This is a genomic window from Silvibacterium dinghuense (genome assembly GCF_004123295.1).
Taxonomy (GTDB): Bacteria; Acidobacteriota; Terriglobia; order Terriglobales; family Acidobacteriaceae; genus Silvibacterium; species Silvibacterium dinghuense.
Genome location: NZ_SDMK01000001.1, coordinates 316,850 through 342,945 on the forward strand (window position 1 = coordinate 316,850; position 26,096 = coordinate 342,945).

General features: G+C 61.0%; 22 protein-coding genes. 12 read left to right on the forward strand and 10 right to left on the reverse strand.

Translation table 11 applies throughout. The features are described 5' to 3' along the window. Positions 1 to 7: 7 nt before the first annotated feature. Genes ESZ00_RS01235 through ESZ00_RS01245 form a run of 3 tightly spaced genes read right to left on the reverse strand, consistent with a single transcriptional unit; the run spans position 8 to position 2,917 of the window. Positions 8 to 736, reverse strand: coding sequence for an NAD-dependent deacylase (locus ESZ00_RS01235; protein ID WP_129206353.1), 729 nt, complete (start codon positions 734 to 736; stop codon positions 8 to 10). A 3-nt stretch (positions 737 to 739) separates the two neighbouring features. Continuing rightward, on the reverse strand, positions 740 to 2,074 hold the full coding sequence (locus ESZ00_RS01240; protein WP_129206354.1) for a multicopper oxidase family protein: 1,335 nt from the start codon (positions 2,072 to 2,074) through the stop codon (positions 740 to 742). Between the two features lie 9 nt (positions 2,075 to 2,083). Continuing rightward, the gene (locus ESZ00_RS01245) at positions 2,084 to 2,917 is read right to left on the reverse strand and encodes a hypothetical protein (RefSeq protein ID WP_129206355.1); all 834 of its coding nucleotides are present in this window, start codon (positions 2,915 to 2,917) and stop codon (positions 2,084 to 2,086) included. A gap of 123 nt (positions 2,918 to 3,040) precedes the next feature. On the opposite strand from ESZ00_RS01245, the gene ESZ00_RS01250 reads away from it, so the two are divergent. The 7 genes from ESZ00_RS01250 to ESZ00_RS01280 all read left to right on the forward strand — a co-directional run bounded on the left by ESZ00_RS01250 (position 3,041) and on the right by ESZ00_RS01280 (position 7,384). Beyond that, positions 3,041 to 3,673, forward strand: coding sequence for a YkgJ family cysteine cluster protein (locus ESZ00_RS01250; protein WP_129206356.1), 633 nt, complete (start codon positions 3,041 to 3,043; stop codon positions 3,671 to 3,673). Positions 3,674 to 3,763: 90 nt separating this feature from the next. Then, a complete protein-coding gene (locus ESZ00_RS01255) occupies positions 3,764 to 4,054 on the forward strand; it encodes a hypothetical protein (RefSeq protein WP_129206357.1) in 291 nt (96 codons plus the stop codon). A 70-nt stretch (positions 4,055 to 4,124) separates the two neighbouring features. Continuing rightward, the gene (gene bufB / locus ESZ00_RS01260) at positions 4,125 to 5,018 is read left to right on the forward strand and encodes an MNIO family bufferin maturase (RefSeq protein ID WP_129206358.1); all 894 of its coding nucleotides are present in this window, start codon (positions 4,125 to 4,127) and stop codon (positions 5,016 to 5,018) included. After that, positions 5,015 to 5,971: an HvfC/BufC N-terminal domain-containing protein gene (locus ESZ00_RS01265; protein ID WP_129206359.1), complete on the forward strand. Its 957-nt coding sequence runs from the start codon at positions 5,015 to 5,017 to the stop codon at positions 5,969 to 5,971. The genes bufB and ESZ00_RS01265 overlap by 4 nt, the downstream gene beginning before the upstream one ends. After that, a complete protein-coding gene (locus tag ESZ00_RS01270) occupies positions 5,968 to 6,474 on the forward strand; it encodes a DoxX family protein (RefSeq protein WP_229740874.1) in 507 nt (168 codons plus the stop codon). Before ESZ00_RS01265 ends, ESZ00_RS01270 begins: the two co-directional genes overlap by 4 nt. After that, entirely contained in the window at positions 6,471 to 7,139 is a 669-nt protein-coding gene (locus tag ESZ00_RS01275) for a sigma-70 family RNA polymerase sigma factor (RefSeq protein WP_129206360.1), read from the forward strand. Before ESZ00_RS01270 ends, ESZ00_RS01275 begins: the two co-directional genes overlap by 4 nt. After that, on the forward strand, positions 7,130 to 7,384 hold the full coding sequence (locus tag ESZ00_RS01280; protein ID WP_129206361.1) for an anti-sigma factor family protein: 255 nt from the start codon (positions 7,130 to 7,132) through the stop codon (positions 7,382 to 7,384). Before ESZ00_RS01275 ends, ESZ00_RS01280 begins: the two co-directional genes overlap by 10 nt. Before the next feature lie 13 nt (positions 7,385 to 7,397). Here the strand turns inward: ESZ00_RS01280 and ESZ00_RS01285 are convergent, their stop codons facing one another. Continuing rightward, complete coding sequence (locus ESZ00_RS01285; protein WP_229740875.1) at positions 7,398 to 7,823, reverse strand: hypothetical protein; 426 nt, start codon at positions 7,821 to 7,823, stop codon at positions 7,398 to 7,400. A gap of 187 nt (positions 7,824 to 8,010) precedes the next feature. On the opposite strand from ESZ00_RS01285, the gene ESZ00_RS01290 reads away from it, so the two are divergent. Beyond that, entirely contained in the window at positions 8,011 to 9,201 is a 1,191-nt protein-coding gene (locus ESZ00_RS01290; protein ID WP_129206362.1) for a pyridoxal phosphate-dependent aminotransferase, read from the forward strand. A 66-nt stretch (positions 9,202 to 9,267) separates the two neighbouring features. On the opposite strand, the gene ESZ00_RS01295 is transcribed toward ESZ00_RS01290, so the two are convergent. The 6 genes from ESZ00_RS01295 to ESZ00_RS01320 all read right to left on the reverse strand — a co-directional run bounded on the left by ESZ00_RS01295 (position 9,268) and on the right by ESZ00_RS01320 (position 20,584). Further along, positions 9,268 to 9,753, reverse strand: a complete 486-nt coding sequence (locus ESZ00_RS01295; protein ID WP_129206363.1) for a Rid family hydrolase — start codon at positions 9,751 to 9,753, stop codon at positions 9,268 to 9,270. A 34-nt stretch (positions 9,754 to 9,787) separates the two neighbouring features. Beyond that, positions 9,788 to 11,395: a flavin monoamine oxidase family protein gene (locus tag ESZ00_RS01300; protein ID WP_129206364.1), complete on the reverse strand. Its 1,608-nt coding sequence runs from the start codon at positions 11,393 to 11,395 to the stop codon at positions 9,788 to 9,790. 103 nt (positions 11,396 to 11,498) lie between these two features. After that, the gene (locus ESZ00_RS01305) at positions 11,499 to 14,717 is read right to left on the reverse strand and encodes a TonB-dependent receptor (RefSeq protein WP_229741077.1); all 3,219 of its coding nucleotides are present in this window, start codon (positions 14,715 to 14,717) and stop codon (positions 11,499 to 11,501) included. A 436-nt stretch (positions 14,718 to 15,153) separates the two neighbouring features. After that, entirely contained in the window at positions 15,154 to 17,631 is a 2,478-nt protein-coding gene (locus ESZ00_RS01310) for an ADOP family duplicated permease (RefSeq protein WP_129206366.1), read from the reverse strand. Positions 17,632 to 17,657: 26 nt separating this feature from the next. Continuing rightward, positions 17,658 to 20,072: an ABC transporter permease gene (locus ESZ00_RS01315; RefSeq protein ID WP_164981279.1), complete on the reverse strand. Its 2,415-nt coding sequence runs from the start codon at positions 20,070 to 20,072 to the stop codon at positions 17,658 to 17,660. A 221-nt stretch (positions 20,073 to 20,293) separates the two neighbouring features. Next, a complete protein-coding gene (locus ESZ00_RS01320; protein ID WP_129206368.1) occupies positions 20,294 to 20,584 on the reverse strand; it encodes a hypothetical protein in 291 nt (96 codons plus the stop codon). Between the two features lie 191 nt (positions 20,585 to 20,775). Between ESZ00_RS01320 and ESZ00_RS01325 the strand changes: the two genes are divergently transcribed. The 4 genes from ESZ00_RS01325 (at position 20,776) to ESZ00_RS01340 (ending at position 26,044) form a co-directional block, all read left to right on the forward strand. Continuing rightward, positions 20,776 to 21,009 (forward strand): FeoA family protein, encoded by a 234-nt coding sequence (locus tag ESZ00_RS01325; protein ID WP_229740876.1) that lies wholly within the window; start codon positions 20,776 to 20,778, stop codon positions 21,007 to 21,009. A 38-nt stretch (positions 21,010 to 21,047) separates the two neighbouring features. Further along, complete coding sequence (gene feoB / locus ESZ00_RS01330; protein ID WP_129206370.1) at positions 21,048 to 22,937, forward strand: ferrous iron transport protein B; 1,890 nt, start codon at positions 21,048 to 21,050, stop codon at positions 22,935 to 22,937. Between the two features lie 162 nt (positions 22,938 to 23,099). Further along, positions 23,100 to 24,707 carry an ABC-F family ATP-binding cassette domain-containing protein gene (locus tag ESZ00_RS01335; RefSeq protein WP_129206371.1) on the forward strand — a complete coding sequence of 536 codons (1,608 nt, stop codon included), beginning with the start codon at positions 23,100 to 23,102 and terminating at the stop codon, positions 24,705 to 24,707. 185 nt (positions 24,708 to 24,892) lie between these two features. After that, positions 24,893 to 26,044, forward strand: coding sequence for a GGDEF domain-containing protein (locus tag ESZ00_RS01340; protein WP_164981280.1), 1,152 nt, complete (start codon positions 24,893 to 24,895; stop codon positions 26,042 to 26,044). The last annotated feature ends 52 nt before the right edge of the window (positions 26,045 to 26,096 follow it).

A 26,096-nucleotide genomic window follows, 5' to 3' on the forward strand; every position in this document is an offset into this window, starting at 1 on the left:
GGTGAAACTACGGGAACAATCGAGGCAGAGCCTCACCCGCGTTGGCCATAACCCGCTCGGTGAACTGACTCGCGTTCAGCGGCAGCTCCGGCCCCACATAGAACGTCCGCAATCCACGCCGCCGCGCCCACTGCACAAATCCCGCAGCCGGATATACCGCTCCCGAAGAACCAGCCACGAGCAGCATGGTACAGCGCTCGATCTCGGCATAGATTTCATCCATGAAGAGCGGCGTCTCTCCGAACCACACAATGTGCGGCCGGATACGGCCGCCACAGGTACAGCGAGGAATCTCCGCGGCTGCCGTATAGATGCCTTCATCGAAGAAGTCGCCCCGGCCGCATGCCCGCTCGCAGCGCGAACGAAAAAGTTCGCCGTGCATGTGCACCACCCGCTTTGAGCCGGCGCGCTCATGCAGGTCGTCCACATTCTGCGTGCAGAGATAGAACCGGTCCCCGAGTCGCTGCTCGAGCCGGGCCAGCGCAGTGTGCGCCGCATTCGGCCTGGCGCTCAGCGCATCCCGGCGGCGCATGGCATAAAAGCGCCACACTTGTTCCGCATCCTCATGCCAGGCTTCAGGCGTGGCCACATCTTCTACAAGATAGCCATTCCAAAGCCCGCCATTATCGCGAAATGTCGGCAGCCCGCTCTCGGCGCTCACGCCCGCGCCTGTAAGTACGAACAGCCGGTCCTCTTCTCCAATCTCAACCGGCCCGATCTCTTCCACGTTGACCATGTCTCAGGAATATCGCAAAAGCATCATGAAGCCAAAGTCCATGTGCGTCTGCTGATGGCAGTGAAAAAGTGTGGCTCCCGGGTTCTGGGCAACGAAGTCTATCTCCGCCGTGGACTTTCCCGGAACCACCACCACATCCTTGCGCAGACCGGACATCGGGCGGCCATCGAGGCTCGTCACCTCGAAAGTATGGCGATGCAGATGCACTGGATGATCGTCCATGCTCTTATTCACCATCTGCAAGCGATATCGCTTCCCCTGCTCCAGCATGATGGTGTCCGTCTTCGGATACGACTTGCCATTGATCATCCAGGAATCGAATTCGCCGTGACCATGGAACTTCGAGGTAAAGACCAGCGGCAATACGTGATCGGGTACAGCCGCTTCTGCCTGCGGATGGGCAAATTGCGCATAATCCCACACTGCCTCGGGCGGCGCGATCCATTGCGGCTCCCCGCTTGCACCGGCATATTCCACCACCACGCCCATGCCGGATCTGCGCACCTCGTCGCGCGTCTCCCCCAGCACCCACACGCCGGGCCTCGTCATCTCGATCAGCACATCGGCACGCTCGGCCGGGGCCAGCCGCAGCGCCTCAATGTTTTTCTGGACCGGCACCACATTGCCGTCAAGCGAGAGCACCATCATGCGATGGCCAGCCATGCCCAGCCAGTGCGTGACCGTGGCGCTGGCGTTCACGATGCGAAACAACACACGCTGCCCCTGCTTTACGCGGATCGGCTCCCCATGCCCAAGCATGCGGTCATTGATCGTCGCGTAGTCGTAGGAAGCATCCATGGATGTATCGCCGCCATTGCCCATGTAGGCATTCCAATCATGCAGGGTAAGAAAGACCTCCTGGTCATAATCGCCAGGCTCCTGTTTCGGCTCGACATAAAAGCAACCGAACTGACCGGAGTAGAGTGCCCGCTTCAGATCGTGCCCGGCAAAGGTGTGTGTGTGATACCAGCGCGTGCCTGCCGGCTCCGGCGTGAAGTGGTAACGCCGCTCGCCGCCCGGCGCAATCATCGGCGATCCTTCCTCCATTGCGCCATCCTGATCGGCAGGAATCCATAGCCCATGCCAGTGCACAATCTCCGGGATATCCGTGCGATTGTGCACGTCCATGGTGATCGCTTTTCCCTCTGGCCAGCGGATAAGCGGCCCGGGCACGCGCCCGTTATAGGCAAGGGTAGAGATCGTCTTGCCTGGAGCAATCTCCAGTTTCAGAGGAGCAATTTCCAGCGTTACGTCAGCCGTCTGCTGCGCCCGCAATCTGGCCGCGGCCGCGAGTGCCGCAGTCATCGCTGTGCTCTTCACGAATTCACGCCGGTTCATGATTCTCCTCTACTGCAGGCTGTCGGAGCTGCCCGTGCGATGATGCGTCCAGTCGAAGCGTCTCCCCACAATGCCCTTCACGATGAGATGATCCGTGCTCGCAGTCGGCCCCACCCCCACGCCGAAGTTAATCTCCCAGTTCGGCGACACATTCAGATCAATCGCCGGAAAAAACTGCTGTTGCTGGTCATGCAGGGAATCGAAGCCACGCAGCGAACCATAGGACGCGTAATACTCAAGTCCACCCGTCACATACTTATTGAAGTCGTAGCTGACCTTCGCATTGGGTGAGAAACCCAGGCCCTCATTCACAGTCTGGCCATGGAAGGATCGTTCCAGCGCAGGATTCACCGCGAAGTACCAGCGACCGATCTGCTTATCCACAATCGGTCGAATTTCCCAGGTCCAGGTATCGGTCGAAAAATCGCGGCGCTGGTAGCCGACCTCCGTCGACAGACTCACGCCCACCGGCCAGTGCCAGCTGTCCGGGACACGCACACGCGGACGAATATGATCGCCGACCCACTGCCAGCCCTGCCCATCGCGCAGGCTCGTAAAGATGTAGAAACCAACCTCCGACCAGCTGTTGACACCCTGCGTGATCTCCACCGTCTCATGCTCGGCATGATTCGTGGGATAGAGGCGATCGGCGGCGAAAGGCGAGCCGGGCAGCGGCTTCGTTCCGTCCGCGGTGAAGTTGCTGTGCAGCTCGAGCATGGTAGTTTTCGGCGCCACGGTCTCCGAACCGTAGACCTGGATCTCATAGTTATCCTGTGCGTGTGCGACGCGCGCAAACAGCAGCACCGCGCAGATAGCCAGCCACCATGCACATTCATGCCACATCCTGCGCCTCAACTTTTACTCTCCCGCATGTCTTGTTCCACTCACCCTAGCATGCGTTGCTGAAGCCGTTGTCATCTCCACCGCACTCAATCTCGACTATCCTTGAAGAGACATCTCGCTCTCATGCCGAACGACACCCAACTCGTACAGATTGTCGCTGACGCATTCACCGACGCAGCACGCCGTTCCAGCTCCATGTCCGGTTCGTGGCTTCCATGCCATCTCGGATGCAACCAGTGCTGCATCGGAGTCTTTCCTATCAGCGCACTCGATGCCCAGCGGCTACGGGATGGAATCACCGCGCTCGAGCATGACGATCCGGAGCGCGCCGCCCGTGTTCATGAGCGTGCGACACGCTCGCGCGAGCGCCTCACGCCGCATTTTCCCGGAGATCCGGAGACCGGGATCCTGCGGGAAGACGACGCAGCAAATGAAGCGTTCGAAGACTTCGCCAACGACGAACCCTGTCCCGCTCTCGACCCTGCAACTGGCGGCTGCGACCTCTATGCGGCGCGCCCCATGACCTGCCGCATCTTCGGACCGCCCGTGCGCTCGGCCGAAGGCATCGGCGTCTGCGAGCTCTGCTTTGTTGGCGCCCCGCAGGAGGATATTCTTGCCGCCGAGCTCGACACCAGCTGGTCACCGCTTGAGGACGAGCTGAATGCACAGGCCGAGCTGGACAGCGGGCAGCATGGATCGACGCTGGTTGCGTTCGTCCTCGCACCCCGGTCGCATAATTCTTCTTCCTCTCTGTAACCTTATCCGGCTGCCGTAGTCCCATGCGGTAGACGGCTTCCCGCCGGCGCATCCGCGCCAGGTCACGAGCCGTATAAGGAGAAATGACCGATGAAGCACTCAATGAAGAACGCCCTGGTGGCCGCTGCGGTTTCCGGCATGTTGAGCGGCGCTGCCGCACTGCACGCAGCCACGCCGCAGAGCGCCAACCCCGTGCTGAAGGCGGGCAAGGCATCGTACAGCACCGTCAACATGGACAAGACTGCCAAGCACGCCTGTAAAGGCAAGAACGACTGCAAGGGTCAGGGTGGCTGCAAGTCCAGCGACAACGGCTGCAAGGGCAAAAACAGCTGCAAGGGCAAGGGTGGCTGCGCAACCGACGGCTCCAAGAAGCCTTCCTAACTCCACCGACCAGCTACTTCGCGGGCCGGACATGATCTCCGGCCCGTACGCTACCCCACCGGAGTTCCCTATGGCTGCAAATCGCTTCAACGGATATACCGATTACGGAGTCGGCATCGGGCTGCGCGTCCCGCACTACAATCACATCCTCACGCGCAAACCTGGCGTCGACTGGTTCGAGATCATCTCGGAGAACTACATGGTCGACGGCGGACGCCCGCTGGAAGTTCTCGATCGCATCCTCGATCAGTACAAGGTCGTCCAGCACGGCGTCTCCATGTACTTCGGCTCGGTCACCGAGCCGGACCCTGAGCACCTGAAGCGGCTCAAGACACTGGTGCGCCGCACGAAGACGCCGTGGCTCAGCGATCATCTCTGCTGGGGCTCAGTGGATGGCCGTTACACGCACGATCTGCTGCCGATGCCCTACACCTGGGAGGCCGTGCGCCATACCGCCGAGCGCATCCGGAATGTTCAGGACTATCTTGAAATCCCGGTCGTCGTCGAAAACGTTTCGAGCTATGCCGAATATCACATCTCTGAGATGACCGAGTGGGAGTTTCTCAATGAAGTTGTTGAGCGAGCGGACTGCGGCATCCTGCTCGACGTGAATAACATCTACGTCTCCTCGCAGAACCACAGCTTCGATCCGTTTACCTACGTAAATGCGGTGCCTGCCGAGCGCATTGCGCAGATCCACATCGCCGGCCATTCGAAGTTCGAGAAGTACATCCTCGACACGCATGACCACCCCGTGCTTGACCCGGTGTGGGATCTCTATGCGCGCACCATCGAGCGCGCCGGCCCCACAGCCACGCTGCTCGAATGGGATGACAACATTCCCAGCTTCGACGAAGTGCATGCAGAAGCGCTCAAGGCCAATCGTTATCTGCAGTCCGCGGCCTCGGCATCTCACACCGTCATTGAAGAGCCGGAGCTTGCAGGGAAAGCAGGCGCACGATGAGCCACATCGCAATCTCAGCGCCCACACTTGAACAGCTACAGCGCCGCGTCGCCGCAGCCATCATGCACCCGCTCACCGGCAGCGAGGCGATGCCGCGCATGCGCCATGACGGCACATCGAACCGCGCCGAAGCCGAATCCCTGATTCGCCCCAATGACCGCCTCACCGCATTCGAGCGCCTCGAGATCTACAACCGCCAGTACTGGTTCCGCCTCTATTCGTCCTTTGAAGAAGACTTCCCGGGGCTCAAGGCCATCCTTGGCGCGAAACCCTTCGACCGCCTCATGCGCAATTACCTCACCGCATGCCCGTCGCGCTCTTTTTCTCTCCGTAACCTCGGCTCCGCGTTGGAAGGCTGGCTCGAAGCGCACCCCGAATTCCTGGGGCCGCGCCGCGATCTCGCCATGGATATGGCGCGGCTCGAATGGGCGCACATCGAAGCGTTCGATTCCGCACACCTGCCACTGCTCGATCCCGACGAACTCGCAGCCATGGACGCGGATTCCGTGCTCCGCCTGCAGCCGCATCTCCACGTGCTCGCGCTGCGCTATCCGGTCGAAGATCTGCTGATTGCACTGCGCAGCGAAGCGGGCAGCCAGGACGCGGCGAGCAACAGCGCCAGCGTTGCCCGGCGCAGCAGGCGCGTTCGCCGTGTCGCATCGCTTGCGCCTGAGGCCATCCATCTGGCTGTTCATCGCCATGAAAATTCCGTTTACTACAAGCGCCTCGACGCCGAAGAGTTTCATTTGCTTGCCGCACTGATTGCCGGCAACTCCCTCGGCGAAGCCATCCATGCCGCCTTCGCTGGCAGCAATCTCCCCGAAGCGGATCAGAGCACGATCTTGCAGCAGTCCTTTGCCTCCTGGATGGCAATGGGCTGGTTCGCCGCACATTTGACTACAAGCCCTGCCATTACAGATCCAGCTATCACAAATTCAGGAGAATCCCGATGACCGCGATCGTCTCTCCAGCCGTGCCCCGCTCCGGCATGGCGCAGCTCTATGTCCACTTCTGCCGTCTGGTCTCGCGGCTCCAGTCGCCGCTGCTGCTCGCCATCCGGCTCTACTGGGGATGGCAGTTCGCGCAGACCGGCTGGGGCAAGCTGCACAACCTTGCACATGTGAAGGATTTCTTTACCTCCCTTGGCATTCCCGCGCCCGGCCTCATGGCTCCGGCCATCTCGGTGCTGGAGTTTGCCGGTGGCATTCTACTCATGCTCGGGCTCGGCAGCCGGCTCATCGCATTGCTACTCAGTGCGAACATGTTTGTCGCCTATCTCACTGCCGACCGTGAGGCGCTCACCTCCGTCTTCAGCGACCCCGGCAAGTTCTACATCGCCGATCCTTTCACCTTCCTCTTTGCTTCCCTGCTTGTGCTCGTCTTCGGGTCCGGGTTCTTTGCGCTCGATACGTTCATTGGCAAATACATGGCGCGCCGAGGCACAATGGAGGAATGACCGCTTCCGGCCCCATCGGCGCCGCGCCGGGCCTCTCCACTGAGGCCGCGCTGATTACCGCCGTGCTGGCCGGAGAGCGGGACAAGTTCCATCTCCTCATCCTTCCCTATGAAGCGCAGCTTTACCGCACAGCTTTTGCACTCGTAAAGAACACCCAAGAGGCCGAAGACGTGGTGCAGGACGCGGTGCTCAAGGCCTATCGCCGCCTGGCCAGTTTCCGCGGTGATGCGAAATTCAGCACCTGGCTGATCGCCATTACCCTGAACGAAGCACGTAGCCGCCTGCGCCGTGAGAACCGCGTCCCCACCGACTCGCTCGACGAAAGGCGGGAGGATCAGGGCGACTTTACGCCCGCTGCACTTACTGACTGGCGCGAGGTGCCGCAGGCCGCGCTCGAGCGGCAGGAGATCCGCTCCCTCATCGAGTGTGCACTCGCCGAACTGCCCGAGAGCTACCGCGAGATCATCATCCTGCGGGATGTCGAAGAGCTCAGTGTGAATGAAACCGCCGAGCTGCTGGGCATCTCCGTTGCGCTGGTGAAGGTACGCCTGCATCGGGCGCGCATGATGCTGCAGAAGATACTCGCGCCGCAGCTCAGCCGCACCGCAAACAATGTGCTCCAATCCGGCAAACGCTCCTGGCTGGGGAGGTTCTCATGGCTATGAACTGCCGCCACGTCTGGGACCACATCTCCGGATACATCGACGGCACGCTTTCCGCCGAAGTGCGTCTCGAGGTCGAGCGCCATCTCGCCCATTGCGAAATCTGCTCGGCGATCCTCGACTCGACGCGGAACATTATCATTCTCGTGGCCGACGATCGTGTCTTCGAGCTGCCTGTCGATTTCAGCAAACGGCTGCATGCCCGGCTCGACAAGGTTCTGAGCGAGGAGCCGCCGGAACCAGCCTGACGCGAGCTACACCCTAGTGAAGATGCGGATGGTGCATCATGGAGTGCGTCCACCATTCCAGAGCCAGCAGGACCAGCGTCACAATCGCCAGCGCAAACTGCCATCGCTCCGAACGCCGCTCCTTCGCCGTAAGCGGCTGGATACGCCATTGAGCCGCCGGACGCTGGCGCAGCCGGCGCACCCGCCACAGCACGTAAAGATTCACCAGCGCACCAGCCAATGCCAGCAGCATCATCGGAATCCGGATCGCATCCTGATGCCAGCCGCGCGCCGGAGCATCGGTTCCTGCAGCCACAGCCAGCGCTCCCAGGCCAATGAGAACGCGCACACCGCTGATGGTGAGTACCGCGGTGCACAGACTCTGCAGCAGGGCGAAAACGAAGCTCGACCAGTTAATCCAGCGGGTTCTGGCAGACAGGATAGGGTTTTCGGCAGCCATCGCACTCATCCTACCAGCGTAGCCATGCAATTGTTTATAGCGCCCATAAACGAAGAACTCCTGCCTGCACATCCTGCTTGTCCCTGAAGCTGGACGGGACTAGATTGAGCTATGGCTCACGCACATCCCTCTTGCCGCCGTTGTCCTGGGCCCGCGCACACATCTCGCCACCAGCAAGGAGCCCGCTATGGCTGTTGACGCATCCGCACTCTCCCGCCGTACATTCTTTCGGCTCGCCGCCACCGCTTCCGCACTCGCCGCAGTCCCCATCCTCACCGAGCCGCATCTCGCACAGGCGCAGCGCCGCCGTTTCCACATGGAGGCCTATCCCGCCGGCGCCATCCGCATCGATGCCAATGAAAATCCACTCGGTCCCTGCGCCGCGGCCTGTACTTCCATCTCCAGTATGATCGCTGAAGGTGGACGCTACGACACCGATCTCACCTTCAAGCTGGCCGAGACCTTCGCCGCCATGGAAGGCCTCAAGTCCGAATACGTGATGCCCTATGCGGGTTCGAGCGAGCCGCTCCACTACACGGTGCTCGCCTTTACCTCACCGGAGAAACCCTTCGTCACCGCCGATCCTGGTTATGAAGCCGGCATGCGCGCAGCAGACCTCAAGGGTGCGAAAGTCATCAAGGTTCCACTCACCGCCACGCACGCGCACGACGTCAAGGCCATGGTCGCTGCCGATCCCAATGCTGGCGTCATTTACATCTGCAATCCGAACAACCCTACCGGTACAACCACTCCTCACGAAGACATCGCATACGCGCTGGCGAACAAGCCCAAAGGCTCGATCCTGCTCATAGACGAAGCCTACATCCACTTCTCCGACACGACATCGTCGCTCGATCTGGTCAAAGCGGACAAAGACGTGATCGTGCTGCGAACTTTCTCGAAGATTTACGGCATGGCCGGTATCCGCTGCGGCTTTGCCATCGGCCGCCCGGACCTGCTCGAAAAGCTGCAGTACTTCGGCATGAATGCCATGCCCATCACCGCGGTCGCCGCGGCCACAGCCAGCCTGCAGGATAAGGACGTCGTCCCACAGCGCAAGAAGCTCAACGCCGAAATTCGCTCGGAAACCTTCGAGTGGCTTACCGCGAACAATGTGACCTTCATTCCATCGGAGAGCAACTGCTTCATGATGGACACTCGCCGCCCGGGCAGAGACGTGATGACCGCCATGGCGAAGCAGGATGTCTTCATCGGCCGCGTGTGGCCGGTGATGCCCACCTGGGTTCGCATCACCGTCGGCACCCGCGCCGAGATGGCGAAGTTCCAGTCTGCCTATAAGCAGGTGATGAACGCCAGCAATGCCGAGCTTGCTCTGCCAGCGCTCGATCGCAGCCATCGCTTCAGCGTCCTGTCGTAGTCTCTGATCACGATGCACAAAAAAAGCCCCGGCCAGAGCCGGGGCTTTTTCATTTGCCGGCACTCGTTATTTCGAGCGAACAGCGATCACCTCGATCTCCACCAGGGCCCACGGAGCCGCCAGCGCAGCCACCTGCATCGCTGCACGCGATGGCTTGTTCGGCTGGTCCTTTGTGCCGAAGTATTGCAGGTAAGCCGCCTGCAGACCGGCAAAGTCCATCTTGCCGCCCTTGTTTGGATCGCCTGCCATGTAGACGTGCATGTTCACCACATCACCCAGCGTGAGGCCCTGCGCCTTCAGGATCGCATCGAGCTTTTTGAAGATGCTCGTTGCCTGCGCCTGCGTATCGCCATAATCCGCAGTTTTACCCGTCGCCGGATCCGCCGGAGTCACCGGCGAAGCCAGCTGTCCGCTCACATAAAGCGTATCGCCGGCCCACACCGCCGTTGCCAGCGGGGATGCATCCGACTGCACGTGGACAACCTTCGTCTGCGCCATCGCCGTGCCGACAGCGGCGCACAGCAGTGCGGCAGCGGCCAGGCCTGTTCTCATTCGCAACATCAATTCTGTCCTTTCTACTCTTCTGCTATGCCTGCTGCGTTGTGGTGGATGCGCTCAGCCGCGCCGATTGCACGCGGTCGGAAATCATGCGCGTCACGCGATGCGATGCCAGAGCCGCGCCCTCCTGCCAGCCGATGATGTGGCTGCAGTGATCGCCGGAGAAATAAATGCGGTCATCGGCTTCGATCAGCGCCTTGTATGGTCCGTCGTAATAGTCACTGCGCCGATTCTTCACATAGCTCGGCGCCGCGCCCACCCACGAACCGAGGTTATAGCGCATCATCCCCCAGTTCATATAGACCGGATTGGTCAGTTCCTTGCCATGGCCAGGGTGCAGCTTTTCAACCGCCGCGCGCGAAGCTTCGAATTTGGCCTGCATGCTGGGCAACTTGCCAAAATCCGACTGGTTTTCAACGCCGTAGCCCGCCACCAGCACACCCTTCTCCGAGAACAGCTTTCCGCTCGGATACCACATCAGGTTAACCGGCCCCTTAACGACGAAACCTAGGCCACCGTAGAGGTTGTAGTCCTGCTCCCAGAAGCGCCGCGACTCCCACGCCACCTTATACGCGCTGTCGTAGTAGACCTCGCTGATCGCCTGCTTCACCTGCGGTGAAAAGTCATTTGGAATATTCCTGAGAATCGTCAGCGGCAGCGCGCAGATGCAGTAATCTGCTTCGATCACCTGGTCCGGACCGCTCTTGCTGTAAACCACCCTCACACCTTTTGGCGTCTTGCGGATCTCCTTGACCACCGCGGTGTACTGCACCGTATCGCCAAGCTTTTCCGCAAACGCATACGGGATGCGGTCCATCCCACCTACCGGCTGGAACATGGTCGCTTGCATGTCGAACATCTCTTCATACATCATGCCGTTCCAGAACTTTGCATCGAGCAGCGCATGCATGGGTAGCGGCTGACGCAGTACCTCCGTATCCAATCCAGCGCCAGCCAGTTTCTCGACACCGCTACGCTCCGACCCTGTGTAGCTAAAATCCTTCTGCAGGTCTCCGTAGTAGCTCAGAAACTCGAGCATCCGGTCGTGATCTTCCTTGGAGAGCACGTCATCGAGCGCATTTTTCTGGATGCACTTGGCCAGCAGCTCCGATACGTGGCCGCGCGTGTCGTTGATCGCCTGCCGCTGCTCCACTGCCTTCCCGCCGAAGGCGTCGTCGTTCTGCAGCAGCGCGCTCCGCGAGGTGTTCACCTCCACCTCGAGCGGAACCCCAAGTTCCTTGCAATAACCGAGCATCGTCTTGTGAATCGAGGGCAGGCGCGCCGGGCCTGCATTGAAGTAGCTGTCTGCTTCCCAGATCGCCGTTTGGCTGGCGCCATCGGCAAATTCGATCTTCGTGCCGTTTCTCACGGTAAAGTTGCGTCCGCCCGGGCGCTGCCGCGCCTCGAGCACCGTACACGAGTAGCCCGCCTTGCCCATCTCGTACGCAGCCACCAGGCCGGCGATGCCGCCGCCCAGGATCACCACCTTCGTGCCCGCGCCCGCCGCCAGCTCCACACGCGAAGCCTCGGCTGCGGCCACCGGCATCAATCCCAGGTGCTGCATGGTAAGAAACGCTGCACCAAAGCCGCCGGCCTGGCCTACCCGCATCAGAAAATCACGACGTGTTACACCCATTTTTCGACTCCACTTCCGGTGTTGAAAAGCTCGCTCAAAAAGCCCCGGGGCGCCCGCTCAAACGCAGACGCCCTGAAGCCCAAATGCAGATATATCTCCGGCGCTAGAAGATGATCTTCAACGCCAGCTGCGTGTTAAAAGGCTCACCCGCGCCAATTCCCGGCGCGCCGTTGTAATTGCCAATGGTGGTTGTCAGTTGAAGACTGGTGTCCGTAGTGTAGGACGGATTGATACTGGCTGGCGAAGCATAATTTGTATGGTTGAAGACATTGAACATTTCCACGCGGAACTGCGTGGTAATCTTCTCCCCGATCCGCGTGTTCTTGAAGACGGACAGGTCCACATCGTTGTAGCCCGGCCCGTAGTAAGCATTGCGCCGCGTGTCGCCCCACGTTCCCGCCGATGCATCGACGAAGGCATTGGGATTCAGCCAGTTGGCATTCACCGCGCCCTTGCGGTAGCCCGCATACGGATTCACTCCGGTTACATAGTTCGCGCGCTGGTTCCCATCATCGGTGCCCGAGGTATCCGACGAGCTGTAGACAGAAAACGGCAGACCGCCATGGAAGGTCAGCAGGCTGTTGAGCTGCCACCCCCTGGTGAGGCTCTTCCAGTGTTGCGAACCGGGCACATCATAAGTAAGCAACCCAACGAAGATATTCCGCTGGTCGAAATCGCTCGGACCATAGTCGCCCTTAAAATTGGTGCTGTCCTGCGGCAGGGCTCCGCGATAGGCAGTGACTTCGTCCATGTTGTGGGACCAGGTGTAAGTCGCCTGCCCGCTCAAACCATGGACAGCCGCAACACGCATGGTCGCCTGCAATGCGTTGTAGTTTGAGGTTCCGATGCTGCGCACCTCGTTGATGAAGGTATAGCTGGGAAATTGCGAAAAATACGGCCGGCTGCAGTTCTGGATCGTGTACTGAGGAGCGCAGAAGATATCTGTGCCCGGCACATCCATGCCGGCTGCCGTATTGGTCACGTTGCCGCTGTTCAGCGCCGCCTGGTTGATGTCGAGAATCGAAAGCAGATGCCGTGCGCCGCTGCCTACATAACCCAGCTGCGCCACCAGCTTGCTGCCCAGGCCCTGCTCCACCTGGATGTTGTAGTTCAGGTTGTGCGAAGGCACAAAGTTCTTCGCAATCGAGAAAATGCTGTCCGAAGCCGTCGCATCGGGAAAGACATTTTCGCCATCCACAATCGTGTACGACGAGGCCGTCGCCGTCGTCACCGGGTCCGGACCGCCGGGATTGCCTTCGACGCCGTTCGGTGCGCCGTTGCCCGGACGATTGTCGAGGAATGGGTTGAGGTTCGGCGTGTCATAGAAGAGTCCCGCGCCGGCACGCAGCACGGTGGAAGGCGTCAACTGGTAGCTGATGCCAGCACGCGGGCTGAAGTTGAGATAGGTCGGGTCATAGAGGTTGCTGATCTGGTTGCCCTGGTAAACCACGCCGCCCTGGTCGGGACGAAAAACGGAGAGATTCTTCCATGGATTATGCAGCGGACCCTCGTAATCCCAACGGAGTCCATAGTTCAGGTTGAACTTTGCATTGATCTGCCAGGAGTCCTGCCCGAAAAACTCAAGCGTGTTGACGAAGACCTGGCGATCGGGATCACCGAGCGCGATCGAAGATGTCTTCACATAGCCGGCCAGAAAGTCCGACAGTGCATTGACGCGCGAGTCGCTCGAAGTCCACGGCCCTTCGCTTCCATCGAAAGTAAAGCTGCCCAGGGCATGGCGATGGTAGAACTCGTCCAGCTGCGCTTTCCGTAGTTCACCGCCAAACTTTATCTGATGCCTTCCCACAGTCCAGGAAACATCGTCCGTCAGGTGACCGGTAATGTCATTACGGCCCTCGGGAGGTGTCTCACCTACCGGATCGAAGCCGGTGATCGAGATATTCGGTGCGCCCGAGAGGGTCGAGCCTGTCACCAATCCAAGCGAAGACACATTGAAGCTGTTGTTGAAGTCGTTGAAGACCTGGTTGAAATAGTTCACGCCCAGCAGCAGTTGGTTGGTGATCGTCGGGGAGAACACGTGGTTGTACACCACCGCGTAATTCTGCACGTGGATCGGCGCGACTTCGTAGTAGTACTTCAACTCCGAACCCACCGGGGCCACCTGGTTGCCCTGCCCGACAAACCAGTGCGCCGTCAGGCTGTTCCGATCGTCGATCGTATAGTCGATCTTCGCCAGGCCGTTGTAGCTGTATCCATACTCCGGATCGGTGTTGGTGTAGTTATCCACGGTCGGCTGCCCACCCGTGTCGCCGGCCAGCGATCCCGTCACCGACGAAGGCCAGAGCGTCTTCAACAGGTTTTCGGTCACCGTGTTCACCGGCACTCCCGCCGTCGTCAGCTGGGCCTGCGCGGCCGTCTGCCATGCTTCCGAGGGCTCGGTGGCCTGCGCTGGCACACCGATCAGGAAGCGCTGGTGCTCATAGGTGGTAAACCAGAAGAGCTTGTCCTTGATGAAAGGGCCGCCGGCAGAAAAGCCATAGTTATAGTTCCGGACTTCCTGCTTGACCGGAGCCGAGAATGGATTGGTCGCACCGAAAAACTCATTGCGATTGTAGTAGTAGAGCGAACCGTGCAGATCATTGCCACCCGACTTGAGCGAGAGGTTCACGCTGCCGCCCGGGTTGCGGCCCGACTCGGCCTGTGCCTGCGTCTGGGTTGAGAACTGGTCGACAGCATCGATCGGCAGGATGATGCCGGCGATACCGGAGACGCCCCCCTGATTCACGGCCGGAATGTTATGCCAGAGATCGTTGTTGTCGATGCCGTCGATCTGCCAGTTGATCTGGTTCGCGCGTGTACCATTCAGCGAGCCGTAGCCGCCCGCGCCGGAATTCGCAAAGCCCGGAGCCAGCACCACGAGCTGCGTAAAGTCGCGGCCATTCAGCGGCGTATCCTGCAACATCTTGCCAGTCACGCCCGAGGTCTGTGTTGTCGTCGTGGTGTCCAGAGCCAGCGCCGCCGCGCTTACTTCCACGGTCGTCGCCATCCGCGCCATGGACAGCTTGATGGGTAGCGTGTAGATCGTGCCCGCGCGCACCATGACGTTATTGACCCTGATCTCTTGAAAACCGGAAGCCTCGGTAACAACGGTATAGGTACCAAGCGGCAGATCCTGAAACGAAAACTCGCCCGCGCTGGAAGTGATCGTGTCATGCGAGATGCCTGTCGACACATCTGTGGCTATCACCTTCGCCGATGCCAGCACTGCGCCGGACGGGTCCGTCACCGTGCCGTTGATACCGCCACGAAATGTCTGCGCATGCGCCTCCGCGAACAACAACAGAAATAGGCCAGAGATCATGCCCAATAGAGACAGAGATTTCCTGTATCGCTTCGTCATGGGTACAAAGCCTCCAAAAGGATTCATGGGTACTGCTCTGCATTTGTTCTGCGTGCCGAGAAAAGACGGAGCGGCAAGCTCGCGCCCGGCACCGTCAGTTACGGTCTGGGATCTTCAGCGGATCAGAGAGGAAAGGAATTGCGCAGAGTATGCGAGATAGCACTGCCATGCCCGAAAATAGCGTTGGAATCTATCAGGGCAAAGCGAAAAATAAGCGCGATCAGCAAGAGAAATAGCAGCGATAAGCTGGCACTTATCGCTGATTTCAGCCGGAGATCCGAATAACTCTGCCAGTTCCCTTTTTATTCCGGCAGATACAACGCTCCCAGCGACAGCGGACCCGTCATGCGCTTTTACCACCAACGCGGACATAAATTTTCGTTATCGAAATATTCTGCTACTCGCTGCGCAGTGTCTCCGCCGGATCGATCTGCGCAATGCGCCCGGAAGGCACAAGCGCGGCGAGCAACGAAATCCCGAGAAGCAGCAGAGGCGTCAGCATAAGAGTCCATACATCGTAAGTTTTCACACCGTAAATCTCGCTCCGCAGCATGCGCAGCACGGCGAAGCAGCTCATCATTCCGGCGCTGACACCGAAGAGTACCGGCATCAGGCCTGCCCGCACGGTTCTGCGCATAGATTCGCCCAGCGTCGCACCGAGCGCCATGCGGATGCCGATCTCCCTGCGCCGCTCGACCACCGCGCTCGCCACCAGCGATCCCACGCCGACGGCGGAAAGCAGTAACGCCAAAATCGCCAGCGTGCCCAGCAGCGTCACCTCGACGTGTTGCATGGCGAGTTCATGCCCCATCAGGTCATCAAAGCTGTAGAAGCCCGAAAACGACAGATCGCGGTCGACACTCGCAAGGCTGCTCGTCATCGCCCGGCTCAAATCCGCAACCGGCACGCGCGTGCGGATGATCCACGAGGGCTCGAACCAGAGGTGAGCCGGTGCAAGCATGCGGGCAGGAAACTGCGCCGCCGGAAGATAGAGCACCGGCTCGGTGCCGAGCGGAGCTGTCCATACAATGCCCTGCTCCTTCGTCACATCTCCAACCACGCCAACAATGCGCATCGGTGGCAAATCCTGTTTGCCCAGCTTCGGCAGCTTCAAATGATGACCGACTGCGTTCGCCGTTCCAAAGAACTGCTTCGCAAACGCCAGATTGACCACGGCTACCGGCTCGCTCGCCGCCGTATCGATTTCGCTTACCTCGCGCCCGGAAAGCACCGGCACGCGAAGAGCCTCAAAGTATTGCGGGCTCACCCAGCTCAGGTTGGTGTTCGTCCGCTCACCCGCGCTCTTGCCATCTGCGATCTGTACGTTCCAGTTCAATCCGCGCTCATAGGGAACGCTCAGCCCCGCGGCGGCATTCTCCACGCCAGGGATACTCCGCATGGCGGCGAGGCTGCGAGTAAGCAGGTCATCGAAAGCCGCCGGCTCATGATAGCGGTCTTCATCGAGCGATAACTTGCCCAGCGTGATGTTATGCGCATTGAATCCGGGCGGCAGCGTTTCAAGATAGACAAGCGTTCTCGTCATCACGCCGGATGCCGCAACCAGCACGACGGTGAGCGCGACCTCGCCCGCAATCAATAGACGACGCGACCGCCCCGAGCCACCGGCGATGCTGTAGTTCTTCGCAGCCATCGCGGCGCGCAGTTCCACCCTGCGCACAGCCAGCGCAGGCAGAGCTCCGAACAGGACCGTTGTGACCAGCGTGGCTGCAAGCGTAAACAGGAGCACTCTGCCATCGATGGCAAAACCTCCCATAGGCTGCAGCTCGGGTGGTAGCAGATGCTCCATCATGCGAAGACATGCAGAAGCCAGCCCGACGCTTGCCATCGCGCCCAGCCCGGCCGGCAACAGGCTCTCCAGCCATAGCTGCCGCAGAAGTCTCCAGCGCGTACCGCCCAGCGCCAGCCGTGTGGCCAGCTCCTGCGTGCGCCCCGCGATGCGCACCATCGTCAACCCGGCAAGATTCGCGCACGCAATCAGCAGAATGAATCCGACTGCCAGCATCAACGCCAGTATCCTGGGCCGGTTATCTTCCCCGAGATACTGCTGCATCGGCTGCGCATAAAGCCACGCGCGGCTCGGCGTCGAACGCGCATCGGGATGAATCGGCAGGTGCGCCAGCTCTCCGCGCACCTTGTCCCATGTCGCGCCTGCACGGAGGCGCAGCAGAATGCCGCAGTCATATCCCGAGCACGCGCCCTGCGCGTCGCCCGGCTGCAGCACAGTGTAGAGCTGACTGTCGCCATGCGGCTTCGTGAAGCCGGCCGGCAGAACTCCAACAACCGTGTACGGCTCACCCTTTACGCTGATAGTGCGGCCCAGCACACCGCGATCCCCGGCAAACGCCGACTGCCACAACCCATAGCTCAACATGGCAGCACGCGTGCCCCCCGCGCGGCTCTCCTCATCGGTGAACGCACGGCCGAGCAGCGGCTCGATACCCAGCACCTCAAAGAAATGAGACGTGACCGCTGCCGCCGTGACAAAACGTGCGACGTGGCCCGAGGCTGTTTCTGCCGCAAGATTCACACCATTCGCGGTCGACCCCACCTGCCCCTCGTACGCCGCCACCGTTGCTGCAGTCACATGCTGTTTGACTAGACGCCAATCATCCAGACCATGGCTGTCATCCTCATCCAACCAATGCCCGCTGCGGTCCGTGCCTTCGATATGCGTCACCAGCGCCGCCAGACGTTGCGGCTCTGGATAGGGCAGCCGGCGCAGCAGAAAGCCATCCACCATGCTGAAGACTGCGGTGTTCACACCGATGCCCAAAGCGAGTGTAACGACCACCGCCAACGCAGGCCCAGGCGCCCGGCGCATCTGTCTGCAAGCCAGCTTCAACTCTGCCCACATATTGTCACCTCGGTGGTTACATATTTTTATTCGTCACGCAGCGCCGTGACTGGCTCGATCCGCGATGCGGTATGGACGGGAATCCAGCTCGCTCCCAGCGCCAGCAACGCAATCGCCGAGAGCGCCGCGCCAAAGACCGCCACATCGTCCGGGCGCACACCGAAGAGCAAACTCGCGACAGCGCGAGCCAGTCCTGCCGCTGCCACGACGCCGACCCCCATGCCGACAGCCGTGAGCATGCCCGCACGGCGCAGAAACATCCGCGTCACATCGCCACGTGTTGCGCCCAGCAGCAGCCGCAGTCCAACCTCTTTACGGCGCTCGCCGACCACACTCGCCATCACACCGAAGATACCGAGCGCGGCCAGCAGCAAGGCAATTCCGGCATCCAGCACCAGCGTCCCCGCGGCATACAGCAGTCCGATCAGCGCATCATGCAGATATCCCGCATAACTCTCCATGCCGGAGATCGCAAATGTCGGATCGATGCCCGCAATCGCCGCCCGCGCCGCAGAAGCCAGCGCCGGCGCATCGCCAGCCGTGCGGAGCACATAGCGCGTGGAGGCTGTCGGAAACTGCATCACGCTCAAGTAGATCGCCGGCTCCGGTCCGGGATCGATCCACTCATATTGCATATCCTCCACCTCTCCCACAATCGTCACCCAGGGCGTCGGATCGTTCTCCCCCAGCCGCACCCGATGTCCCAGCGGCGACTCGTGCGGAAAGTGGACCTCGGCAAACTGCCGGCTCACCACTGCAACCAGTGGCGTATCGATACCATCCCGCTGTGTCAGCAGACGTCCGCTCCGCAGCCTCACCTGCATCGCATCGAAGAACCCCGGGCTCACCGTGATCCGCGATGCGATCTGCACCTGTCCCGGCGCCACTGGACGACCTTCGATCGCGAGCTGTTGATCCCAGGTTCCTTCATTGCCGTCTGGCACATTGCTAGTCAACGCAACGGCCTGCACACCCGGCAGACCGCGCAGCCGGTCAAGACTCTGCTCATACTGCTGCGCCAGCCGCGCAGGATCGTTGCTTTGGCCTGTCGGCGTCCATAACTCGAAGGTCAACACCTTTGCCGGCTCCAGCCGGTCTTCCTTGTGCAACATCGACCACATGCCCTTGGCCATCAGCGCCGAGCCGATCACCAGCGTCACCGCCAACGCAATCTGCGCCACGGCAAAAATGCTGCGCAGCCGATGCGTCGATCGGGCACCGGTGGTCGTGCGGCCGCCGGCCTTCAGCTGCCCCACCAGGTCTACACGCAGCGCCTCGAGCGCCGGTGCCAGACCCGAGATCATCCCGGCAGCCATCGCCAGCACCACCGAAAGTACCAGTGCGCGGCCATTCAGCGAGACCTGTTCCCAGCCGGCGATATAGCGCGCAATCCGCTCCGGCATCTCAGCCAGCAGGATATGCAGATCCAGAATCGCCAGCAGCACGCCTACTGCCGCGCCACCGATGCTCAGCAGCAGACTCTCCGCCAGGAGCTGACGCAGCAGCAGCCAACGGCTTGAGCCGAGCGCCGTCCGCAGCGCCATCTCCCCGCGCCGGCTCAGTCCCCGCGCAAACTGCAGGTTGGCCACATTTGCGCAAACGATCAGCAATACAAAGGTCGTCGCCGCCATGATCATCTTCAGGTAGAGCGGCGTCATCGGCCCGTTGATGCCCTTGAGGAGCGGTTCCACCGTCACGCTCCAGCCGCGGTCTGCCTCCGGATACTGCGCTGCCTGACGTTCCGCTGCCGCGCGCATCTCTGCCTGGGCTACGCCCAGCGCGACGCCAGGCCGTAACCGGCCCACCGCAAAATAGCGGCGATCGCTGCGGTCCGTCCGCTGCGCCGGAGTCGGCGCCAGGGGGATAAAGAGCTCGGCTTCCGGGGGATAAGCCAGCGAGCGCGGCATCACACCGACGACGGTGTAATTGCGGCCTCCCAGCAGAACCGGCCGTCCCACCACACCGGGATCGCTGCCGAACTGCCGCGCCCAGAAGCGATAGCTCAGAATGATCTCGCCGTCGCGCCCTGGCTCCGACTCATCGGCGCGAAAGAGCCGTCCTTGCAGCGGCTGGACCTGCAACAGGGAGAAGAACTCCTGCGAAACCGCCTCGGCCTCCACATGCACCGCCGAGCCCGCGCCAGTCAGGTTCATCTCCCGGTCCTGTCGGATCGCCATCGACTCGAAGGAGCGCGTCTCCCGCTGCCAGTCCAGAAAATCGGCCAGCGAAACCCGCGCATCGTCGCTGCCTTTCTGCTGCCCTCCGAGCGTCATCACCCGCCCGAGGTCCGGAACCGCGATCGGCCGCAGCATCATGGCATCCAGCATGCTGAAAACGGCGGTGTTTGCGCCGATGCCGATAGCCAGCGTCAGCATGGCCGTCAAAGTGAATGCCGGCGACTTCCTCAATTGACGAAAGGCATACTTCAGGTCTGCCATCATGGCGCAAGCTCCCATGGAACTCGATCCGGTCCACAGGCATAACTTCAGCCGGGGCTCCGTCCAGAGCCTGCACGTGCATGCCGAGGACCGTTCCCATCCGGCTCATATCCCCTATGCAATCTGCACTTTATCTGCCAACGCGTTGATCCCTGCTGTCCGGCGACAGTTATTTCTGTTCAGAATCGAACATGCGGGGCTGGCATCGCGCGAGAACAAAGCCATCAGCGTCCGAGCAGTTCTTCCGTGATCTCCCGCCACTCGTCATCCATCGGAATGTGCGCCGCTCGCCGGCCTGCCTGCCGATACCAGTAGCCGGCATTTCCCTCATCGCCTTCGCGCCGGTGCAGATAAGCATGCACCCAGGCTGCGTCGCGGCTGTCGATCGCCTGGGCGATCTCGTGCGCCCGCGTCCAGTCGCCTTTTGCCTCCCACCACATCGCCTCCACCAGGGGCGTCAGACCCACAGGTGGGTGGGCTTCGCGCAGCGCCGCCCGCAGTGTCTCCAGACTCATCGTTTCGCTCATGCGCCCTATCTTATGGCAGCTCTTTTCGAAGGGTGCAGAACCGCTGAGCCGTCTCTCTACGCAGCTCCGACGCTGCTTTAGACCGCTCGGCATAAACTCCGAGCTCTTTGGTCGCAATTGCGCTATCATCAGAGGAAGACGGTTGAATCTGGTATGCCGGGCCGTCAGCTGGATGCATCTTGAAAGCACTGAGTGAACTGGAAATCGGCACCGTAGCCATTGTGGATGCGCTGGAGCTGCCGGACGAGATCGGGCACCACCTCATGCACATGGGATTCGTCCCGGATGCACGCGTGATCGTCGTCCGCCGCGCCCCCGCCGGCGATCCCACCGTTTATGCCATCGAGGGCTTCGAGGTCGCGCTCCGCCGGGAAACCGCCCGCTCGATCCAGGTCCGTCCTGCCGAGGGATGAAGGCCGATATGTACGAAGGAGAGGCGGAATAGCTGCCCATGAGCGACTGCTGCACCACGGAAACCATCGAGATCCTGCCTGAACCGAAGGTTCCAGGAAAGCTTCGAACCGTCGCGCTCATCGGGCCTCCGAACTCCGGCAAATCCACGCTCTTTAATCGCCTGACCGGTCTCCGCCAGAAGGTGGCCAACTACCCCGGCGTCACCGTCGAACAGCATGTCGGCAAGCTTAGCGGTATTGGCCGCAGTGATCTGTATCTGATTGATCTTCCAGGCATTTACAGCCTCGACTCCTACTCCGAAGATGCCCGCGTCTCGGTCGAGGTCCTCACCGGCCGGATGCCCGGCACACCCCAGCCCGATGCCATCCTGCTGGTCCTGGATTCGCTGCACCTGAGCCGCCAGCTCATGCTCGCCGCCCCCATTCTTGCGCTCAAGCTACCCACCATGGTCCTGCTCAACATGAGCGACCTGATGGAGGCCCGCGGCGGCGAAGTAGACACGCTGGCTCTCGCCCGGGAAATCGGTGTTCCCGTGGCCAAGATCAGCGCCGCACGCGGCACCGGCATCGACGCCATCACCCACTTTCTCAATCGCAAGAGCGAGCCGGCCATCCCCAGCCCAGGAGCGGGAGGAAGGCTGGAGCTGCCGGTCGTCGACAACCCGCGCTCCTACCGCCAGTGGGCCACCGGCATCAGCACCCGCACCAAGTACAAGGCGCCGCTCTCGTCCGAATGGACGCGCAAGCTCGACCGCGTGTTGCTGCACCGCATCCTTGGCCCGATTCTCTTCCTCGTGGTCGTCATCGCCGTCTTCCAGGTGGTCTTCTCCATCGGTCAGCCGCTCAGCGACGGCTTCGGTGACATCCTGAACAACGCTGGTGACGCCATCGGCGCGCACCTCGGCCACGGCTGGCTCGAGTCGCTGCTCATTGACGGTGTCTGGAAAGGCGTAGCCTCCGTGCTCGTCTTCCTGCCGCAGATTCTGCTGCTCTTTCTGTTCATCGGCGTGCTCGAGGACTCCGGCTACCTGGCCCGCGCCGCGCTGATCGCCGACCGCATGATGCGTTCGATCGGCCTCAACGGCAAGGCCTTCATCCCGCTGCTCTCGGCCTACGCCTGCGCCGTGCCGGCCATCATGGCCACACGCACCATCGAGAACAAGCGCGACCGCTTTGCCACCATCCTTGTCACACCCTTCATGACCTGCTCGGCCCGCCTGCCCATCTATCTGCTGATGATCGCGGCCTTTATCCCCAACAAGCCGCTGCTCGGCGACTTCTTCGGCATGCGCGCCGCGGTTATGCTCTCGCTCTACCTGCTCGGATTTCTGGCCGCGCTCGGCACCGCGCGCCTGCTCAAGTCGTCGATTCTCAAGACCTCGACCGCGCCATTCATCCTCGAACTGCCGCAGTACCGCCTGCCCACCCTGCGCTCGCTGGGCCTGCGCGTCTTCGATCGCGGCAAGGTCTTCCTGAAGCAGGCCGGAACCATCATTCTGACGGTCACGCTGATCCTCTGGGTACTCAGCCACCTGCCCATGCACTCCGATCTGCCGGACAGCATCATCGGCCGCGTCGGACACCTGATCGAACCCATCATCCGCCCGCTCGGCTTCAACTGGAAGATCGGTATCGGCCTGCTCAGCTCGGTGGTCGCCCGCGAGGTCATCGTCGGCACGCTTGGCACGCTCTACGGCGCCGAGGGCGCAGCCCTGCAGACCGCGCTCCATCACGATCTCACGCTCGGCGGCGCACTCGCGCTGGTAGTCTTCTTCGCCTTCGCCATGCAGTGCACCTCCACGCTGGCCATCGTGAAGCGCGAGACCAACAGCTGGAAGTGGCCGGCGCTGCAGTTTGCATACATGAGCGCGCTGGCATATCTCGCAGCCCTGGCGACCAACCAGATCGTAAGCCACCTGGTGCGTTAACCTGCAGTTCAAAATGCTTCTAATTCGTCGCATGACGATGGGAAGCCTTATCTCGATCAGGCTTCCCATCGTTCATCCAGATCACTTTCCCCGATACAATAGCAAAAGGGGGAAGTGATTTCCGCATCACCGAGCCTCCGCACTTCCTCTCCTGAGAACCGAATGATTTCAGTCAGCAATGTCACCATGCGCTACGGCGCCAAGATCCTCTTCGAGGACGTCTCCGTCACCTTCGTCGCCGGCCGCCGCTACGGCCTCACCGGCCCGAACGGCGCGGGCAAGTCCACCTTCATGAAGGTCCTCACCGGCGAGCTCGATGCGCAGAAGGGCAACGTCGTCCGCCCCAAGAAGCTCGGTGTGCTGCGCCAGGACCAGTTCGCCTTTGACGCCTACCGCGTCATCGATACCGTCATCATGGGCAACAAACCGCTCTGGGCCGCCATGGAAGAGCGCGACGCTATTTACTCGAAGGCCGAACTCACCGACGATGACGGCATGCGCCTCGGAGAGCTCGAAGGCATCGTGGGCGAAGAAGACGGCTACACCGCTGAGAGCGACGCCGCCATCCTGCTCCAGGGCCTCGACATCCCCGACGAGCTGCACGACCGCAAGATGGGCGAGCTCCAGGGCGGCCAGAAGGTCCGCGTACTGCTCGCGCAGGCGCTCTTCGGCAAGCCCCAGGCCCTGCTCCTCGACGAGCCTACGAACCATCTCGATCTCGACTCGATCCACTGGCTCCAGGACTTCCTGCTCAACTACGACGGCACGCTCATCACCATCTCGCACGACCGTCACTTCCTGAACAGCGTCACCACGCATACCGCCGATATCGACTACCAGACGATCATCACCTACACCGGTGGCTATGACGACATGGTGGTCGCGAAGACGCAGATCCGCTCGCGCCTGGAATCGCAGAACGAGCAGCGCGAGAAGAAGATCGCTCAGCTCAACGAGTTCATCGCGCGCTTCGCCGCCGGTACCCGTTCGAGCCAGGTGACCAGCCGCAAGAAGGAAGTCGAGCGCCTGCAGACCACCGAGCTCTCGCGCTCGAATATTCAACGCCCCTATATCCGCTTCGACCTCAACCGACCTTCGGGCAAGACCGCGCTCGAGTTCGAGAATATCGGCAAGAGCTATGACGATCTCAAGGTCTTCGACGGATTCAGCGGCATGGTGCAGCGCGGCGACAAGATCGTGCTGATGGGCCGGAACGGCCAGGGTAAGACCACCATGCTCAAGGCCCTGCTCTCTGCCGACCCGGAGCACAGGGACAAGGATTTCGATCTCACCGCTGGCGAAATCAAGTGGGGACACGAAGCCCAGATCGGCTACTTCCCGCAGGATCACACCGGCATGATCGAGCACGGCCTGACCGTTGCCGACTGGCTGCACCAGTGGGACATGAAGAAGTCCGCCGAAGAAATTCGCGGCATTCTCGGCCAGATGCTCTTCCGCGGCGAAGAAGGCCTCAAGCCCACCTCCGCGCTCTCGGGCGGTGAGGCTGCACGTCTGCTCTTCTGCAAGCTCATGATGCAGAAGCCGAACATCCTCATCCTCGACGAGCCGACGAATCACCTCGACCTCGAATCGATCAATGCGCTCAATATCTCTCTTCAGAAGTACGAGGGCACCGTCCTGCTCGTTACCCACGATCAGGACCTGATCGAAGAAGTCGCGACCCGCATCTGGAACTTCGAGGGCGGCAAAATCGACGATTTCAAGGGCCCCTACGAGGAATTTCAGCAGGCCATGAAGGCTTCCAAGTAACAGAAGTCTAGAAACGCACCGAAAAAGGCCATCGGCATATCCAGCCGATGGCCTTTTTACATTTCCTGCCACTTTGCCTGTACTGGAGCTTTGCAGCAAAAATACTTCGTATCGCAACTTTCCCATGGACGCAGGCCTGTAGCGGTCTTCACAATAGACGCACGCTCACAACCTGGGTCGAGCACATGGATCTCCACACTCTCCATGTCGAGCACGCGGTGCTTCTCGCGCTATACACGCTGTTGACCTTCCTCAACCTGCGTGTGCATCGCGGTGCCCCCGGATTAGCCTGGTTCCCTGCCTTTGCCGTCTCCGTATGTGGAGGCGCTGCGCTGGTGGCGCTCCGTGGCACCATTCCCGATTGGCTCTCGATCGTCTGCGGCAATGCCCTGTTCTCGCTCGGCTATCTCTTTCTCCATCGCTCGATGACCAGCTTTTTCGGCCGCGGAGCCTATGGCTGGCGCTTTCAGATTGCACTGGTGTCAGCCTTCATCCTGGCCATGATCGAGTACGGAGCTGTCCACCCCAATACCAGTCGACGCCTGATCGCTCTGAGCATTGTGCTGACCGTACAGCTCACCATTACCGGATGGCTTGTCTTCCGCAGTACGCCACCCTACATGCGCAGTGCCGGCTGGATCATGGGCATTGTGCTCTTTCTGCTCGCCGCCGGAAACCTGATCCGCCTGGCCGGCGTTGTACTGCAGGGCGCACCCGGCAACTACCTGCGCGGCGGACCGCTGCTGGCCTGGGTGGTTATCAATACCTCCGTCCTGCAGGGCGGTATCATCGTCTCTTTCGTCTGGATGACCGCCGCGCGTCTTCATCACGACCTGGTGCAACAGGCCACGACCGATCCACTCACCAGCCTTTACAATCGCCGTGCCCTGGAAACCATAGCCGAGCGCACCATCGCCGCAAAGGGAAAGAACCACACTCCCATCTCCGCGATCCTCTTCGATCTCGATAATTTCAAGGAGATCAATGACTCCTTCGGACATCTCGGCGGCGACGCGGCGCTCATCGCCGTATCCCGCTGCCTGCAGCGCGAAACCCGCCCCGGCGATACCCTGGCACGATGGGCCGGCGATGAATTCGCCATCCTCCTCGATGCCACAGAGCTCGAAGCGGCCCAGGCATTGGCCGAACGGCTGCGTATGGCGCTCGAACAGTTGTGCGTGCGCTACGGCAGCCATGAGTTCTCCCTGACAGCCAGCTTCGGCGTTGCCGAGTTGAGCAGCGCCGCCGGCGGCTGGGACGAGCTCATGCAGCAGTGCGACCGGGCTCTCTATGCCGTCAAAAGCAGTGGCGGCAACTTTGTGCACTGCACCTCCTGAGCGAAATAGAATCGAAGCCGAGGGCGAATGGCATCTCGCGCTCTACCCACTT